Source organism: Polynucleobacter sp. MWH-P3-07-1, assembly GCF_018687555.1.
In the GTDB taxonomy this organism is placed as follows: Bacteria; Pseudomonadota; Gammaproteobacteria; order Burkholderiales; family Burkholderiaceae; genus Polynucleobacter.
This window is the reverse complement of the sequence record NZ_CP061296.1, coordinates 1,276,401-1,291,309: the sequence shown is the minus strand read 5'-3', so window position 1 is coordinate 1,291,309 and position 14,909 is coordinate 1,276,401. Positions and strand designations below refer to the sequence as shown.

General features: G+C 46.7%; 19 protein-coding genes. 17 read left to right on the top strand and 2 right to left on the bottom strand.

Going from position 1 to position 14,909, the window contains the following annotated elements:
• Positions 1 to 40 precede the first annotated feature (40 nt).
• The 15 genes from ICU98_RS06775 (at position 41) to ccmI (ending at position 10,927) form a co-directional block, all read left to right on the top strand.
• Positions 41 to 1,021 (top strand): quinone oxidoreductase, encoded by a 981-nt coding sequence (locus tag ICU98_RS06775; protein WP_251365323.1) that lies wholly within the window; start codon positions 41 to 43, stop codon positions 1,019 to 1,021.
• A gap of 76 nt (positions 1,022 to 1,097) precedes the next feature.
• Entirely contained in the window at positions 1,098 to 1,580 is a 483-nt protein-coding gene (locus ICU98_RS06770) for an isoprenylcysteine carboxylmethyltransferase family protein (protein WP_215351631.1), read from the top strand.
• Positions 1,581 to 1,604: 24 nt separating this feature from the next.
• Positions 1,605 to 2,246: a hypothetical protein gene (locus tag ICU98_RS06765; protein WP_251365322.1), complete on the top strand. Its 642-nt coding sequence runs from the start codon at positions 1,605 to 1,607 to the stop codon at positions 2,244 to 2,246.
• A 6-nt stretch (positions 2,247 to 2,252) separates the two neighbouring features.
• Positions 2,253 to 2,810: a cytochrome b gene (locus ICU98_RS06760; RefSeq protein WP_215351625.1), complete on the top strand. Its 558-nt coding sequence runs from the start codon at positions 2,253 to 2,255 to the stop codon at positions 2,808 to 2,810.
• Positions 2,807 to 3,382 carry a YceI family protein gene (locus tag ICU98_RS06755; protein WP_215351622.1) on the top strand — a complete coding sequence of 192 codons (576 nt, stop codon included), beginning with the start codon at positions 2,807 to 2,809 and terminating at the stop codon, positions 3,380 to 3,382. Before ICU98_RS06760 ends, ICU98_RS06755 begins: the two co-directional genes overlap by 4 nt.
• Before the next feature lie 27 nt (positions 3,383 to 3,409).
• The gene (locus ICU98_RS06750; protein WP_215351619.1) at positions 3,410 to 3,985 is read left to right on the top strand and encodes a YceI family protein; all 576 of its coding nucleotides are present in this window, start codon (positions 3,410 to 3,412) and stop codon (positions 3,983 to 3,985) included.
• A 129-nt stretch (positions 3,986 to 4,114) separates the two neighbouring features.
• Complete coding sequence (gene ccmA / locus ICU98_RS06745; protein WP_215351616.1) at positions 4,115 to 4,759, top strand: cytochrome c biogenesis heme-transporting ATPase CcmA; 645 nt, start codon at positions 4,115 to 4,117, stop codon at positions 4,757 to 4,759.
• The gene (ccmB, locus tag ICU98_RS06740) at positions 4,756 to 5,421 is read left to right on the top strand and encodes a heme exporter protein CcmB (protein WP_215351614.1); all 666 of its coding nucleotides are present in this window, start codon (positions 4,756 to 4,758) and stop codon (positions 5,419 to 5,421) included. The genes ccmA and ccmB overlap by 4 nt, the downstream gene beginning before the upstream one ends.
• A gap of 5 nt (positions 5,422 to 5,426) precedes the next feature.
• Positions 5,427 to 6,188, top strand: a complete 762-nt coding sequence (ccmC, locus tag ICU98_RS06735) for a heme ABC transporter permease CcmC (RefSeq protein WP_215351611.1) — start codon at positions 5,427 to 5,429, stop codon at positions 6,186 to 6,188.
• Positions 6,188 to 6,376 carry a heme exporter protein CcmD gene (gene ccmD, locus ICU98_RS06730; protein WP_215351608.1) on the top strand — a complete coding sequence of 63 codons (189 nt, stop codon included), beginning with the start codon at positions 6,188 to 6,190 and terminating at the stop codon, positions 6,374 to 6,376. Before ccmC ends, ccmD begins: the two co-directional genes overlap by 1 nt.
• Positions 6,377 to 6,390: 14 nt before the next feature.
• Positions 6,391 to 6,825 (top strand): cytochrome c maturation protein CcmE, encoded by a 435-nt coding sequence (gene ccmE, locus ICU98_RS06725; RefSeq protein WP_215351605.1) that lies wholly within the window; start codon positions 6,391 to 6,393, stop codon positions 6,823 to 6,825.
• Positions 6,822 to 8,744, top strand: coding sequence for a heme lyase CcmF/NrfE family subunit (locus ICU98_RS06720; RefSeq protein WP_215351602.1), 1,923 nt, complete (start codon positions 6,822 to 6,824; stop codon positions 8,742 to 8,744). Before ccmE ends, ICU98_RS06720 begins: the two co-directional genes overlap by 4 nt.
• A complete protein-coding gene (locus ICU98_RS06715; protein ID WP_215351599.1) occupies positions 8,734 to 9,264 on the top strand; it encodes a DsbE family thiol:disulfide interchange protein in 531 nt (176 codons plus the stop codon). The genes ICU98_RS06720 and ICU98_RS06715 overlap by 11 nt, the downstream gene beginning before the upstream one ends.
• Positions 9,261 to 9,746: a cytochrome c-type biogenesis protein gene (locus ICU98_RS06710; RefSeq protein WP_215351596.1), complete on the top strand. Its 486-nt coding sequence runs from the start codon at positions 9,261 to 9,263 to the stop codon at positions 9,744 to 9,746. Before ICU98_RS06715 ends, ICU98_RS06710 begins: the two co-directional genes overlap by 4 nt.
• A complete protein-coding gene (ccmI, locus tag ICU98_RS06705; protein WP_215351593.1) occupies positions 9,743 to 10,927 on the top strand; it encodes a c-type cytochrome biogenesis protein CcmI in 1,185 nt (394 codons plus the stop codon). Before ICU98_RS06710 ends, ccmI begins: the two co-directional genes overlap by 4 nt.
• 9 nt (positions 10,928 to 10,936) lie before the next feature.
• Here ccmI and ICU98_RS06700 read toward each other — a convergent pair whose 3' ends face one another.
• Both ICU98_RS06700 and ICU98_RS06695 read right to left on the bottom strand, forming a co-directional pair.
• Positions 10,937 to 11,698, bottom strand: coding sequence for an SDR family oxidoreductase (locus tag ICU98_RS06700; protein WP_215351591.1), 762 nt, complete (start codon positions 11,696 to 11,698; stop codon positions 10,937 to 10,939).
• A gap of 35 nt (positions 11,699 to 11,733) precedes the next feature.
• On the bottom strand, positions 11,734 to 12,843 hold the full coding sequence (locus ICU98_RS06695; RefSeq protein WP_215351588.1) for an AbrB family transcriptional regulator: 1,110 nt from the start codon (positions 12,841 to 12,843) through the stop codon (positions 11,734 to 11,736).
• A gap of 65 nt (positions 12,844 to 12,908) precedes the next feature.
• On the opposite strand from ICU98_RS06695, the gene ICU98_RS06690 reads away from it, so the two are divergent.
• Both ICU98_RS06690 and ICU98_RS06685 read left to right on the top strand, forming a co-directional pair.
• The gene (locus tag ICU98_RS06690; RefSeq protein ID WP_215351586.1) at positions 12,909 to 13,655 is read left to right on the top strand and encodes a 2OG-Fe dioxygenase family protein; all 747 of its coding nucleotides are present in this window, start codon (positions 12,909 to 12,911) and stop codon (positions 13,653 to 13,655) included.
• Positions 13,656 to 13,704: 49 nt separating this feature from the next.
• On the top strand, positions 13,705 to 14,904 hold the full coding sequence (locus ICU98_RS06685) for a nitrate/nitrite transporter (protein WP_251365321.1): 1,200 nt from the start codon (positions 13,705 to 13,707) through the stop codon (positions 14,902 to 14,904).
• The last annotated feature ends 5 nt before the right edge of the window (positions 14,905 to 14,909 follow it).

Here is a 14,909-nt window from a genome sequence, read left to right as displayed (position 1 = left end):
GCTATGATGTTTACTTAACAAAATAATAATGAGGTGACGTGTGGCAACAGCTCGAATGGTTAGTCTTGCAAAGCATGGTGGTGCTGAAGTGATTGAATTGATTGACAAGGAGCTTCCCGCTCCCGCAGCAGGTGAAGTACAAATTCGTCAGACCGCGGTTGGCTTTAATTTCATCGATATTTATCAGCGCTCGGGTATGTACCCTTTAGAGCTGCCAACAGGTTTGGGTCATGAGGCTGCTGGTGTAGTAGAAGCACTTGGTCAAGGTGTGAATGGTTTCAAAGTTGGCGATCGCGTGATGTACATTAATGCTGGCATTGGTGCATATACAAGCTTACGTAATGTCTCTGCTGAAAAATTAGTTCATATCCCTGAGGGGGTTTCTGATGAAGTGGCCGCTGCAGTATTTTTCAAGGCAATGACAGCGCAGTACTTGGTAAAGAAAACGTATAAAGTCAAAGCAGGTGATGTCGTATTAGTTCATGCTGCTGCCGGTGGTGTTGGGCAGATTTTGGCAGGCTGGGCTAAGGCTTTAGGAGCTTTTGTAGTGGGCACCGTTGGCTCAGAAGCGAAGTTTGCCGCAGCAAAGGCAGCGGGCTGCGATGCTGTTGTGGACTACTCCAAGCCGAATTGGGTAGAGGAGGTGATTAAGGCAACTGGTGGTCGTAAGGCTAATGTCGTTTATGACTCTGTTGCCAAGACTACCTTCCTGGGATCTTTAGATTGCACTGCGCCTTTTGGAACGGTGGCGCTCTTTGGTGCTGCTTCTGGTCCTGCACCAGATATCAACCCGGAGATTTTGAACAAGAAGGGCTGTCTGTTTTTAACTAGACCATCCGTCTTTCCTCACAATGCGACAGCTGCCTTGCTTCAAGAAAATGCAAAAGATGTCTTTGACGCAATTCAGAGTGGCGCGGTCAAAGTTCAAATTGGCGCTCAGTTTTCGCTTGAGCAAGCAGCTGATGCGCACCGAGCTGCAGAAGGAAGAAAAGTGTCTGGTGCCATCATCATGATCCCTTAGGCACTAGAGAGTTTGTCAATATAAAAAAGCCTCGCAATCCAGTGGGGCTTTTTTGTTTTTAGATTGAGAGAGCTTCATGAGTATTAAAAAATTATTCCAAAATGGCGTTACTTACGTTTTGATCCAAGCTGGTCTTTTGGGGATACTTTTTCTGGGGCCTACAGACTGGTGGGGCATCCTCTCGCTTTCTCAGATCGTAAGCGAGATCTTAAAGATGATTGCTTTGATCCTCTTTCCGCTAGGTGTTCTGATTGCTATTGTTGCTGCCATACAGCTCAAGCGGAATCTGACACCTTTGCCTATGCCAGTAGAACATGGTGAACTTATTCAAACTGGCTTATATGCCTATGTGCGCCATCCCATCTACTTGGGGGTGATTTTGATGGCTTTAGCTTGGTTTTTGCATACTCAAGCTGTATTGACCCTGGTTGAGTTCATTGCTGTGATGATTTTCTTTGAGGTGAAGTCTAGGCAGGAAGAGTATTGGATGGGGCAGGTTTACCCTGAGTACGCAGAGTATCAAAGACGCACTGCTAAACTCGTCCCTAGGGTTTATTAATGTATTGATGCAATGATTAGGTTTATGAAAAAACTGACAACGTTCTTATTGGTTTTATCGATGTTGCTGGCGGGCTGCCAGTCTACTGGTAATAATGGAGAGCCTCTAACGCCAGCGCAGATTAATCAAATGCGCGAGGCCAGATTGAAGATGGCGCAAACTGGCTTAGATGCGCTGATTAAGCAGAACCCTAAGGTAAAAGATCTCGCCGCTAAATCTGCTGGATACGCGGTATTCAGCACTACCAATATCAATGTAGTTTTGGTTGTAGTCGCAAGAGGACAGGGAGTGCTCTTTGATAAACGTCGCAAAGAGCCGATCTTCATGAATGCCCTAAAAACTGGTGAGGGCGTCGGTGCGGGCTATCAAGATCAATATCAAATCGCCTTCTTTAAAACCCCTGGATCAATTGATGAGTTTTTGCTGACTTCCATAGATGGCCAGAAAGGCGGCATTGATATCGCTGCTAATTTCTCTGCAGGTTCGGGCGGCACAATTCGCTCCTTTAATCCCGATATTACATTTTATACCGTCGGGTTATCTGGCTATGATTTGCAAGCGAATTACGGTGGCACACTTTATTTAGTCGACCAGCAATTAAATGATGCCTCTACTTTGGCTTCATTGCCCAAGAAAGCGCCGCAAAGTAGTAAGCCAAAGGAGTAAATCAGCATGGAACGCGAACGCTACACCACTCCCGCCATTCTGATTCACTGGGTCATGGCAATTTTAATTGTTGTGGTCTGGACTATCGGAACGCTTGCTGTAGATTTGCCTTTGGGGCCGGATCGAATTGTGAGTTTTAGTTGGCATAAGTGGATTGGAATCACGATCTTATTTTTAGTCTTATTGCGCATCGTTTGGCGCCTGACCCATCCAGCACCTGAACTCCATATCGTGATGCCTAAGTGGCAAGAGCGCACCATGGTCTTCACACATTGGGCTCTGTATATTTTGATGTTTACTATTCCCGTAGTCGGTTGGTTAATGAGTTCTGCTCACGGCTATACAGTGAACTACTTTGGCCTATTTGAATTGCCAGATCTCGTGTCAAAAGATAAGGCTCTAGCCGAGCAGCTAGAAGATTTGCATGCCTTTTTAGCTGATGGCTTGATGATTTTGGTTGCCCTTCATGTGCTGGCTGCTTTGAAGCATCAGTTTATTGATAAGGATGGCCTAATTACTCGAATGTCATTCTGTAAGTCATCGAACAAGAGGGATGCTGCATGAAAAAGTTTTTTACTGGTTTTGCAGTATTCAGTACAACATTATTCTTATGTGGTTTTATATTGCCCGCTCAGGCAACTGAATTTCATTCTATCGATGTAGCCAAAAGTAAGATTACCTTTACAACGAAGTTGATGGGCTCAAACCTCAATGGCGGCTTTAGTAGGTTTTCTGGCAAGGTGGATTTCAATCCCGAGCAAGCAGAAAAAGCCAAAGCCAATTTAGTCATTGAGATTGCTAGCTTTAATGCAGGTGGGGATGATTTGCAAGAAGAGGCTCGAGGTAAGGATTGGTTTAATACCAAAAGTTTTCCAAGCGCTAATTTTGTGAGCGATTCAGTTAAAAACTTAGGCAATAACCGACTGGAGATTGCCGGTAAGTTGACAATTAAGGGCAAGGCAATGCCTTTGACGATGTCGGCAAGCTACCAGGTGCAGGGCAAAAAAATCGTCTTTGATTCGTCATTTCAGCTGCTTAGACTGGATTATGGTTTAGGAGCGGGAAATTGGGCAGATACCTCTGCGGTTGCTAATGAGGTGCCCGTTAAAGTCCATTTAGTCTTAAATTCTAATTAGTAGTATTTTTTAATCACGGAGAAATCAATGAAATCTAAATTACTCGTTGCCCTTGTGGCGACTCTCGGTTTAACAGTGACAGCGTTTGCTGCTCCAGCTACTTATACTGCTGAGCCAAACCATACATTCGCTCAGTTCTCTTATAACCACCTCGGTTTCTCGATTCAGACTAGCCGTTTCAATACTGTCACCGGTACAGTCACAATTGATCAGGCTGCTAAAAAAGGAAGCGCTGATATTACGATTGATACCAAGTCAGTCGATACTGGTTCCAATGTATTTAATGGGCACATCCAGAGTGAAGATTTTTTATCAACTACTCAGTTCCCAACCGCAACTTTCCAAGCTGACCAGATGGTGTTTAAAGGGGATAAACCTAGTGCATTGAAGGGCGTTTTGACTTTGAAGGGCGTAAGCAAGCCAGTTACCTTGGCGATTACCCATTTTGAGTGCAAAAAGCACCCGATGTCTGGTAAAGATGTCTGCGGCGCAAATGCTGAGACCAAAGTAAAGCGTAGTGATTTCAATATGGCCAAGTACGTTCCGAATGTTGGCGACGAAGTTACCATCGCGATTGCGATTGAGGCTGTAAAGGCTGAATAAGTCTGGCTAGCTCAAGCTTAAAAACCACCTACGGGTGGTTTTTTCATATCTAGGGCTTGCGTCTATAATTCTTTAAATACTTGAAATAAAAGACAATATTCTGAAAATTTTGTTTCAAGCCATTGTTCTATGACAGCTTATATTTCTCACCCCCCTTTTACTTCCCAGAGCTTGCAAGCGAAGGATCTGAGCTGTGTTCGAGGTGAGCAAACACTTTTTGCCAATCTGAGTTTTGCTCTAAGTTCAGGCGATTGTTTGCATGTGAAAGGTGAGAACGGCGTTGGTAAAACTAGCCTCCTCCGATTATTGGTGGGACTTGCGCAGCCAGAGCAGGGCGAAGTGATCTGGAATGCAGCGAATATCAAAAACAATCTAGATAATTTCCATCAGGGACTTTGCTTTCTGGGCCATCGTGATGCCTTAAAAGAAGATTTGAGTGCCTTGGAAAATCTGATGATGTATGCGGCGCTCGCTAAAGTCGATTTGAGTCACGAGACTGCTTTGCAATGCTTGTGGCAGTTTGGCTTGCGGGAGCGGGAAGATCTACCAGTGCATTATTTATCAGCAGGTCAAAAAAAGCGGATAGTACTAGCGCGGATTGCCATGCGCAGAGCACCTCTATGGATATTAGACGAGCCTTTTAATGCGCTTGATTTTCAAGGAGTGCAATTATTGGTTCAGCTGATTGAGCGGCATCTATCTCAAGGTGGAATGACCATCTTCACTGGTCACCAAGAGATCAGCATTACTGGATCAAGGGCTTTGCAACTATGAATGCTTTCTTCGTGATGGTTCATCGGGATTTGTTGTTAGTCATGCGCCGCAAGAGTGAGGTGCTGACCGCCTTATTTTTCTTTGTGATTGTGACTAGCTTGTTTCCCCTTGGTATTGGAGCGGATACGGCTTTGCTGCGCAAAATCGCACCAGGGGTGATTTGGGTATCGGCCTTATTGGCTACCTTACTAGGCCTTCAAAGGCTTTTTGCGAGTGACTATCTTGATGGAACTTTAGAGCAATTGGCTTTATCGCCCCGCTCATTCGTCGTACTGGTTTTGGGAAAGATCACGGCTCACTGGCTAGTTTGTGGATTGCCACTGTTGATATTGGCGCCCATGATTGGCTTGCAGTTTGATCTAGACAATGCCTCTTTAGAAACCCTATTGCTGACCCTATTATTGGGCACCCCAGTGCTTTCCTTAATTGGGTCAATTGGTGCTGCATTGACTTTGGGGCTGCGGGGAGGCGGGGCGCTGATGAGTCTGCTCGTTTTACCTCTTTATGTCCCGGTGCTTATTTTTGGAGCTGGTGCGGTATATGCCAAAAGTGTTGGGCTTGATGTCGCTGGGCATTTTTCACTTCTCGGCGCCTTATTGATTTTAGCTTTAGCATTTGCTCCTTGGGTTAGTGCTGCTGCCCTTAGAATTGCGATTGAATAATCTGAATGAACGATCTGACTGACACTTCCTGGCTCAATTGGTTTAGGCTTGCCAGCCCCAGTACTTTTTATCCTGTGGCTGGCAGACTAATTCCTTTTTTCTGGATTTTATCGATTGCATTTGGTTTGGCTGGCCTGTGGGTGAGTTTTTTTGTTGCACCAATAGATGCAGTACAGGGTCAGGGTTATCGTATTATCTTTGTCCATGTCCCGGCATCTTGGATGTCGATGTTTCTATACATCGTCATGGCAGCATGGGCTGGCATTGGTTTAGTTTTCAATACCCGACTTTCAGCCATGATGGCGCAAGCCATCGCGCCAATTGGAGCGGTCATGGCTTTTCTGTCCTTGTGGACCGGTGCATTTTGGGGCAAGCCAATGTGGGGAGCATGGTGGGTTTGGGATGCTCGTCTAACTTCTGAGCTGATTCTTTTCTTTTTATATCTTGGCTTTATTGCTTTGCAGGCTTCGATCGATCAAGTACGTCGTGCTGATAAAGCGGGAGCAATTCTTGCATTGGTGGGCGTTGTCAACGTACCGATTATTTATTTCTCGGTGAAGTGGTGGAATACCTTACATCAAGGCGCTTCAGTCTCGATGACAAAATCCCCTTCGATGGCTCACACTATGCTGTGGGGAATGTTACTCATGGCCCTATGTTTCTGGATGTATGCAATCGCCATGACGCTGATGCGAGTGCGGGTCATCATCTTGGAGCGAGAGTCCCATGCAGATTGGGTTCAGAACTTGAAAGAGGTTAAGGGCTAATGTGGAATAGTGTCAGTGAGTTTCTAGCGATGGGCGGTTATGCACTCTATGTTTGGAGTAGTTTTGGACTCTGTGCAATTGCTTTTTGTATAGAGGTACTCATCGTACGTTCACAACGTAAGACTACTTTACGCAGACTCAGACAAGCATTACTCGCCGATCAATATCATCAAGAGAGTCGACAGTGAGCCTGCAAAATAATATGAAGCCGCGTCATAAGCGAGCCTTATTGATTATTGGAGCACTGATCGTCATTGGAGTTGCAGCTCTACTGATTCTCAATGCGCTCAATAGCAATATTGCTCTTTATGTCACGCCAAGTGAAGTGGCTAATGGCAAAGCACCTCAATCGCAGACCTTTCGGATTGGCGGCTTAGTGAAAAGTGGTTCATTAAGGCGCGATGGCATCACCGTTCACTTTGTGGTGACTGACTTGGTTAAAGATATCCCAGTGAGTTATACCGGTATTCTTCCGGATCTGTTTAAAGAGGGTAAGGGCGCTGTTGTGCAAGGGCGCTTAAATCAGAATGGTGAATTTGTGGCTAGTGAAGTGCTCGCCAAGCATGATGAAAACTATATGCCACCAGAAGCAAAACATGCACTAGAGCAGGCGCAAAAACAGGAAGTGCAGAAATGATTCCTGAGCTAGGGCACTATGCTTTGATTCTGGCTTTCTGTATCGCCTTGGTCCAAGGAGTATTGCCATTGCTGGGAGCTTATCAGGGTCGACGAGAGTGGTTAGTTTTAGCAAAGCCAGCAGCACAGACGGTTTTCTTGTTGTTGGCTTTTGCGTTCGGGAGTTTGGCATGGAGTTTTTATGTCAATGACTTTTCAGTGCTCTATGTTGCTGAGCACTCGAATACCCAATTACCAACAGTCTATCGCTTCGGAGCAGTTTGGGGTGGGCATGAAGGTTCACTGTTGTTGTGGCTTCTATTGCTGAGTACCTGGACCTTTCTGGTTGCGCAACTTTCCGACGCGCTTGATGAGTTTATGGTTGCACGGGTCATTGGGGTGCTTGGTCTGGTATCCAGTGGATTACTCTTGTTTGTCATCGCTACTTCCAATCCTTTTGAAAGATTGTTACCTGCTGCACAAGAAGGCCGCTCTCTCAATCCTTTATTGCAAGATCCTGGCTTAGTCTTCCATCCACCCATGCTTTATATGGGCTACGTAGGCTTCTCAGTTGCCTTTGCCTTTGCAATTGCTTCCTTACTCTCCAATCGTTTAGATGCTGCTTGGGCGCGTTGGTCGCGTCCTTGGACCACAGCTGCTTGGATTTTTCTGACTCTGGGTATTGCGTTGGGGTCTTGGTGGGCATATTACGAACTCGGTTGGGGCGGTTGGTGGTTCTGGGATCCCGTTGAAAATGCCTCTTTCATTCCATGGCTAGTCGGCACGGCTTTACTGCATTCTTTAGCAGTGACTGAAAAGCGGGGCGTATTTAAGAGTTGGACTGTGCTGCTGGCTATTACAGCTTTTTCTTTATCCCTACTGGGAACTTTTTTAGTGCGCTCGGGTGTACTCACTTCAGTACATGCATTTGCAACGGATCCCAGGCGCGGCATTTTTATTCTGATTCTGTTATCGCTGGTGGTGGGCTCATCTTTGACTCTGTATGCAATCCGGGCCCCAAAACGCGCAACGGGTGCGCAATTTACTCTGACTGCGCGTGAGACCATGATTTTGCTCGGAAATGTCTTCTTAGTCGCTGCTGCAGCTTCTGTTTTATTGGGGACACTCTATCCCCTCTTGATTGATGCTTTAAACCTCGGCAAGATTTCTGTGGGGCCTCCATACTTTAATGCCGTATTTGTGCCCATCATGATTCCTTTGCTCGTATTGATGGGCATTGGCCCATGGACGAATTGGAAAAATACGCATTTGCTCGCGGTGATTCAGCGTCTTTGGATTGCCGCTTTGCTGGCTGTAATTGCAGCGGCTCTCATTCCAACCATCATGGGTGAATTCACATGGCTGGCCAGCTTGGGCTTTCTCCTGGCCTTTTGGATCATTGGCTCTGGTATTCAGCAAGTGATGCGCCAATTCAAAACTGGGAAGCCCACACGCTCTTTTATTGGCATGCAGTTTGCCCACCTAGGGATTGCGATCTTCGTGATTGGTGTCACCATGGTTGGCGCGTATCAAGAAGAGCGGGACGTCAAGATGTCTTCAGGTGATACGGTGACAGTAGGCGCTTATCAAATTCAGATGAAGGGCATTGGTGCAGTGGCAGGACCAAATTACAAAGCCACTCGTGGAACTTTCGAAGTGAGCCGTAAGGGTCAACTGGAAACCACACTTTATCCTGAGAAACGGAATTATTTTTCATCGACGATGCCGATGACCGAAGCCGCCATTAATGCTGGTTTAACTCGCGATATTTATGTATCTCTTGGCGAAGCGCTTCCAGACCAATCTTGGGCAGTCAGGGTCTATTACAAGCCATTCGTAGATTGGATTTGGGGCGGTTGCTTGCTCATGGCGTTGGGCGGATTGATTGCAATATCGGATAAGCGATATCGTTCAAAGTTGAGGGTGACGCATGAAGCCTAGATTATTAGTCCCCTTGATTCTGTTTATTTTGCTGGTGGCTTTTTTGGCGATTGGACTGAATCGCGATCCCCATGAAGTACCATCTCCACTCATTAGCAAACCTGCACCCAATTTTGAGATTGGGCAGCTGGCTGATCCTCAAAAAATGTTCTCTCCGGAGAGTATGAAGGGAAAGGTATGGATGCTCAATGTCTGGGCTTCTTGGTGTGTAGCATGTCGCGAAGAACATCCCCTCTTAATAGAATTTAGTAAGACAAAAACTTTGCCGATCATTGGCCTTGATTACAAGGACCAAAGAGCAGATGCCATGACCATGTTATCGCGGGAGGGTAATCCTTATACTCTGAGTGCTTTTGATGGCAATGGACGGGTTGGCATTGATTATGGTGTGTATGGGGTGCCTGAGACTTATATCATCGATAAGACCGGCGTAATTCGGTATAAAAATATAGGGCCGATTACGCCAGAAATTCTGAAAGAGAAGATTGCTCCTTTGATTGCAGAGCTCAATCAATTATGAAGTCCCTCATTGCAATTTTGCTGCTGATGTTTGCTTGTCATGGATTAATGGCAAATGAAGCCGTCCCTTTGGCAGAAGATCCTGCTGTAGAGCAAAGACTGATTAGCATCTCAGAAGAAATGCGCTGCCTGGTTTGTCAAAATGAATCCTTGGCGGGATCTCGTTCTGACTTGGCCAATGACTTGCGTGCGCAGATTCGCAGCATGATTAAGGCTGGCAAGAGTGATGCGGAGATTAGACAGTATATGGTTGATCGTTATGGCGACTTTGTACTCTATCGCCCCCCAGTCAAGCCAACTACCTGGTTGCTTTGGCTCGGACCTTTTACGATTCTGTTGATTGGGATCATCGGCTTGCTAATGTATTTACGTCAGCGAAATACCAGTATGGATAGCAAGATGCTTTCGGATGAAGAAAATCATCGTCTTGATGCACTCTTAAACACAGTGGAAACCGAATTCAAAAAGGATGCCCGTCCATGATATTTTTTTTGATTGCGGCGCTCTGTATTTTATTGCTCAGCCTTGGCTTGCTCTTGCGCCCGCTGTTTTTCAGAAAGCAGGCAGCCAATACTTCCCGTCGCCAAATGAATGCAGCAATCTATCGAGAGGAGCTTGATAAACTCGAAATAGAGCGTCAAGCTGGTGAGGTGGATGCTACAAGCTATGCGATGGCGCATGCTGAATTACGTCAACGTTTGTTTCAAGACACCCAAGAAATAGACGATCAAGCGAGTTTTGGATCAATTAAGAAAACCATTGCTTTTGTTTGTCTGTCGATCTTTCTGCTCTCATCGGCTATCTATTTTTATCAAGGCGATGCTCTCAAGGTGGCAGAGGAGCATGCTAAGCATCCAGCCTCACAAGCTGATGTTGAAAAAATGGTTAGTGAATTTGCTGCCAAGATGGAGAAAGATCCTACTAACCTCAAGGGCTGGGCTATGTTGGCTCGATCCTATCGGGTGATGGGTCGAAATGCCGATGCGCTCAAAGCGTATGAGCGTGCTGGCTCCTATATCGATAATCAAGCTGAACTATTGGCTGACTATGCCGATCTCTTGGCTACCAACGCCAACGGTAACTTTGCTGGTAAACCCCATCAACTCATTGCGCAGGCTCTTAAACTCGACCCCAATAATCTATTGGCCTTATGGTTGGCTGGTAGCGATGCATTCAGCACAAATCAATTTGAGCTTGCAGTGCTGAACTGGGAGAAGATCGTTAAACAGTTACCACCTCAGTCTGAGGAGGCGCGTGCAGTCTTGAGTTCGATTGCAGAGGCGCGGGCTAAAGGACATCTACCAGTCCCGCGGGCTGTTGTTGGCAAGGGGGTTAGCGGAGTCATCACAATCACACCAGAGTTGGCCTCGCGGATCAAGCCGGATGAGCTACTCATGGTTATTGCTCGCAAGCCTGGTGAAAGAATGCCGGTAGCTGTTCTCAAGACAGCAGTGAGCGCTTTCCCAGTGGGATTTACCTTAGATGATTCGTTGGCGATGAATCCTGCCGCACTCATTTCTCAACAGTCTGAGGTCACTGTTGAAGTGCGTATTTCTAAAACAGGCATGGCTAAAGCCGAATCAGGCGACCTGCTCTCCAGTCAGCAGACTGTGAAAGTCGGCTCCAGCAATATTCGCCTCGCTGTTGATCGGATCCAGCAGTAATTTCTTTTACTAGCCTCTGCCAACAAAAGGCATGTTGGTAGCCATAATGGTCATCGACAAAATATTGCTCTCAAGCGGTAGCTGCGCCATATGCAGCACTGCTTGACCTACGTGATCTACATCCATTCTTGGCTCAGCCTTAACCGATTGATCTGCTTGTAAAATGCCCGCAGCCATCGGCTCCGTCATTTCGGTTGCGGCATTGCCGATATCAATTTGTCCGCAAGCGATATTGAAGGGACGACCGTCTAAGGCAATGGTTTTAGTTAGACCTGTGATCGCATGTTTGGTTGCGGTATAGGGGGCTGATAGTGGGCGGGGTGCATGAGCAGAGATCGAGCCGTTGTTAATAATTCTGCCGCCTTGTGGAGACTGAGTCTTCATCATTCGGATGGCCTCTTGGGAGCACAAAAAGGCCCCTGACAGGTTGGCATTCAGCACATTCATCCATTGCTCGTAACTGAGATCTTCCATGGGAATCGCTGGTGCTCCTATGCCCGCGTTATTGAAAAGTAAGTCAATCCTCCCAAAACATTCCTTGACTGCTTTAAATAAATTCTTGACTTGTTCTGGCTTACCAACATCGCAAGTAACAGCCAAACAGTTTTCTGCACTACCACCAATATCGATCATCGCTTTCTCAAGCTTAGCGAGATTCCGCCCCGCCAGCACTACCCGATACCCGCCCTGAAGCAGTGCTTTAGCCGCAGCTTTGCCGATGCCAGCACCTGCACCTGTGACTAGTGCAACTTTATTGTGAGTTTGGCTCATAACATGCTTTCTGATGAGAATATTGAAGGATAATCTTATCTTGGATAATCAATATGCAGGTCAAATTTTCGCTCAAGACGACCTAGGACTTGATGAAAAAATAATTCTGCGGAGAGAATCACAAAAGCCATACGCAGAACGTGAAAGACTGCAACAGCGGGGACGTTAAGGTGAAAGTTCTTCGCGGTAATCCCCATTTCTGACATGCCACCAGGAACAGTGCTCAGAATCAGTGATTCAATATCCAGCCCTGATGGGCCAGCAATTGCCAATGAAAAGAGTACGCTAATGATGCAGGCAAGCAGGGTGTAAATGGTGACACCGATAGCTAATTTTTTTGCATGAATAACAAACTCTCGAGTAAATCGTATACCTAGACCAACCCCAATTAAAAGCTGTCCTGCATTGGAAAGTGCTTTTGGCCAAGTGGTCCACTCAACTCCACATGCAGTGAGGATGGCACTGACGGCTAGTGGGCCCAAGAGAAATGCATTGGGTAGCCTCAGAAAATGAAAGCCGGCAATACCAATTGAGGAGCAGAGTAAGAGTAAACCCATGCCAGAGTATGAGATTGGCAAGTGGAGAGATTGAAAATCGAGATTGCCAGGTACTCCATAAATCTGAAAGACCCCAGGAATAATTGCTAGGATCAACAGCAATCTAAGAGAGTGTGCGGCCGCAACCAAGTCTGCTCTTTGCTCATGACGCTCTGCCAGCACCGTCATCTCAGATGCCCCACCTAGGGCAGAGGCAAAGAAAGCGGTTCTAAGTGGAATATGGAAGAAGCGCCATAACATCCACGTGCCAAAGGCTAATAAGATCGTTGAGACCACACAGGCTATCGCAATAAAAGGGAGGTCATGTCCAATATTGGCAACTGCACTTGGCGAAAAATAAAGCCCAATCGCAATCCCCAAAGACCACTGCCCCATACTTCTGCCAAGTGGTGGTGCTTGTAAAGGAAGCCCAAGTGAGCCGAGTAAGGCTAAAACAAAGAGAGGTCCCAGCATCCAGGGCAGCGGAGTATGAAGAAGCTGGGCGATTGCTGCACTGGCAATTGCAATGAGATAGGTTAGTACCCATAAGAGCAAAGGAGATCGTTGGTCTTGGCGCAGAAAATCGAGAAGAGGGTGGGCTGGCTTCATGATGGTAGCCCCCATTTTAGCGGTTACAAGCAACCTTCATTAGCGCATTAGCCTAAAATAGGGCAATGACATTAGCTCCCTTACTAACTCCACGCCAGGAGATTGTCCAGTCGCTCAAAATGAATGGATATGCCGTGATCTCCGCTGAAACGGTGTCTGAGTTATGTCATGTGGGCACGATTGAGCTCAATACCCTCAATCACTTCTGGGATGAGATGCCCAGAGATCCTTATTTAAAGGATGGTGGTCGCTATCGCTATCGCCGTCATGCCAGTTATCAAATCACTAATGAGCAGTTGGAGATGGTGCCACATCGCGCTCACTGGCAGTCAGTTACTTATAACGCACTGCATGGTGGGATTGAACGATGGTTTGAGCCTATTGAAGCCGATTTGGCGAAGTCTGTTGCATGGCAGTCAATTTTGCTAGGGATTGCAAAGGCCTTAAGTAGTTTGAAGCCAGTTAAAACTTGGTTTGTAGAGGCGCACCAATTTCGGATTGATACAACGGATGGAATTGGTCGCCCAACACCTGAAGGTGCGCATCGCGATGGGGTAGATTTTGTCGCGGTGTTCTTATTGAATCGAGTGGGTATCAAGGGCGGTGAAACCCGTATCTTTGATGCCAATGGATCTGCTGGCCTCCGTTTTACTTTATCGCAGCCCTGGTCCCTATTGTTAATGAATGATGAAAAAATGATTCATGAATCAACTCCGATTCAGCCGCTGGCTGCTCATGGCCATCGTGATACTTTAGTGTTGACCTATCGTTCAAATGGGTTCCAGGATTCTCCCCAGCAGGCACAACAGTAAAAATAGTTCATTTTTTGTGCGCATCAGTTCTGTAGCCTACACCCCCTTTATGCTCTTAGCGCAGGTCTGCGCTTTACTTGGTTTTGCTTGCTACGCAGTAGTCCTCACCCCCTTACAAGAGGAGTGGCATCTCACTAATCTGCAATCCGGCTTGATTGCAAGTGCCTTTTTCTTTGGCTATATGCTAGCTGTGCCTCTTGCTACTGCACTGACAGATCGCATCGATGCGCGTAAGGTGTATTTCTGTGGCGGTGTATTGGCGAGTTGCGGCTTGTTCGGTATGGCTTTCTTCGCTCACGATTTTTTTACTGCACTCTTTTGGATGGCCTTAAATGGGGCAGGACTCGCCGCGACCTATATGCCGGGTTTAAAAATTCTATCCGATCGTATTCAGGGCGGTGAACTCACGCGACATATTGCCTTCTATACCGCTTTTTTTGGAATTGGCACTGGACTTTCTTATTTGTGCTCTGGTTGGATTAATTCGGTCTATGGTTGGCATGCGGTGTTTGCATGGATTGCCCTAGCGCCACTCGCTGCAATTGCGATTGTGTTCTTTTGTATTCCGCCCTTAGCATCTGCTCAGTGGCACGGGCCTATTCATTTGCGACTACAGGATATTTTTCCTCTGGCGAAGTGGAAGTTGGTTTTACAAGATCGCAATGCTGCAGGATTTATTTTGGGTTATACCGCACACACTTTAGAGCTCTTTGCCTCGCGTAGTTGGTTGGTAGCCTTTTTTGGTTTTTGTGCAACTTATGCGGGACACAACTTTCTTATTGCAGCTACCACCCTAGCAGGTATCGTCAATTTCTTTGCGGTCCCCGCATCTATTTTGGGAAATGAGATTGCGCTACGTATTGGACGCCAAAAATGGGTCTGTATAGTGATGCTGATTAGTGCAGTGCTCGGAATATCTCTTGCAGCTTCAACTGGTCAAAGTTGGTGGCTGATCGTCATGCTGGCTGTGGCGCATGCCATTTTTATCATGGCCGATTCGGCAACGCTTACTGCTGGTTTAGTGATTAGTGCCCGAGCAGACATTAAAGGTGCCGCAATGGGGCTGCATTCCCTCATGGGATTTGGAGGCGGTTTACTTGGCCCAGCCATTTTTGGTTTGGTCCTGGATATGAGTGGATCAAGAAGCTCACCCCATGCGTGGATTTGGGCTTATGCCTCGATCGTAATATGGGGCGTGCTATTTGTTCTTTATGAGCGAAGCAGGGGCTGGGCTAGTCAGCCCATCTGAAACGG

What these genes read in the sequence shown, in the direction of transcription:
- ICU98_RS06770 (WP_215351631.1), top strand. Translation starts at nt 1,098, where the DNA reads ATGAGTATTAAAAAATTATTCCAAAATGGCGTTACTTACGTTTTGATC.
- ICU98_RS06765 (WP_251365322.1), top strand. Translation starts at nt 1,605, where the DNA reads ATGAAAAAACTGACAACGTTCTTATTGGTTTTATCGATGTTGCTGGCG.
- ICU98_RS06760 (WP_215351625.1), top strand. Translation starts at nt 2,253, where the DNA reads ATGGAACGCGAACGCTACACCACTCCCGCCATTCTGATTCACTGGGTC.
- ICU98_RS06755 (WP_215351622.1), top strand. Translation starts at nt 2,807, where the DNA reads ATGAAAAAGTTTTTTACTGGTTTTGCAGTATTCAGTACAACATTATTC.
- ICU98_RS06750 (WP_215351619.1), top strand. Translation starts at nt 3,410, where the DNA reads ATGAAATCTAAATTACTCGTTGCCCTTGTGGCGACTCTCGGTTTAACA.
- ccmA (WP_215351616.1), top strand. Translation starts at nt 4,115, where the DNA reads ATGACAGCTTATATTTCTCACCCCCCTTTTACTTCCCAGAGCTTGCAA.
- ccmB (WP_215351614.1), top strand. Translation starts at nt 4,756, where the DNA reads ATGAATGCTTTCTTCGTGATGGTTCATCGGGATTTGTTGTTAGTCATG.
- ccmC (WP_215351611.1), top strand. Translation starts at nt 5,427, where the DNA reads ATGAACGATCTGACTGACACTTCCTGGCTCAATTGGTTTAGGCTTGCC.
- ccmD (WP_215351608.1), top strand. Translation starts at nt 6,188, where the DNA reads ATGTGGAATAGTGTCAGTGAGTTTCTAGCGATGGGCGGTTATGCACTC.
- ccmE (WP_215351605.1), top strand. Translation starts at nt 6,391, where the DNA reads ATGAAGCCGCGTCATAAGCGAGCCTTATTGATTATTGGAGCACTGATC.
- ICU98_RS06720 (WP_215351602.1), top strand. Translation starts at nt 6,822, where the DNA reads ATGATTCCTGAGCTAGGGCACTATGCTTTGATTCTGGCTTTCTGTATC.
- ICU98_RS06715 (WP_215351599.1), top strand. Translation starts at nt 8,734, where the DNA reads ATGAAGCCTAGATTATTAGTCCCCTTGATTCTGTTTATTTTGCTGGTG.
- ICU98_RS06710 (WP_215351596.1), top strand. Translation starts at nt 9,261, where the DNA reads ATGAAGTCCCTCATTGCAATTTTGCTGCTGATGTTTGCTTGTCATGGA.
- ccmI (WP_215351593.1), top strand. Translation starts at nt 9,743, where the DNA reads ATGATATTTTTTTTGATTGCGGCGCTCTGTATTTTATTGCTCAGCCTT.
- ICU98_RS06700 (WP_215351591.1), bottom strand. Translation starts at nt 11,698, where the DNA reads ATGAGCCAAACTCACAATAAAGTTGCACTAGTCACAGGTGCAGGTGCT.
- ICU98_RS06695 (WP_215351588.1), bottom strand. Translation starts at nt 12,843, where the DNA reads ATGAAGCCAGCCCACCCTCTTCTCGATTTTCTGCGCCAAGACCAACGA.
- ICU98_RS06690 (WP_215351586.1), top strand. Translation starts at nt 12,909, where the DNA reads ATGACATTAGCTCCCTTACTAACTCCACGCCAGGAGATTGTCCAGTCG.
- ICU98_RS06685 (WP_251365321.1), top strand. Translation starts at nt 13,705, where the DNA reads ATGCTCTTAGCGCAGGTCTGCGCTTTACTTGGTTTTGCTTGCTACGCA.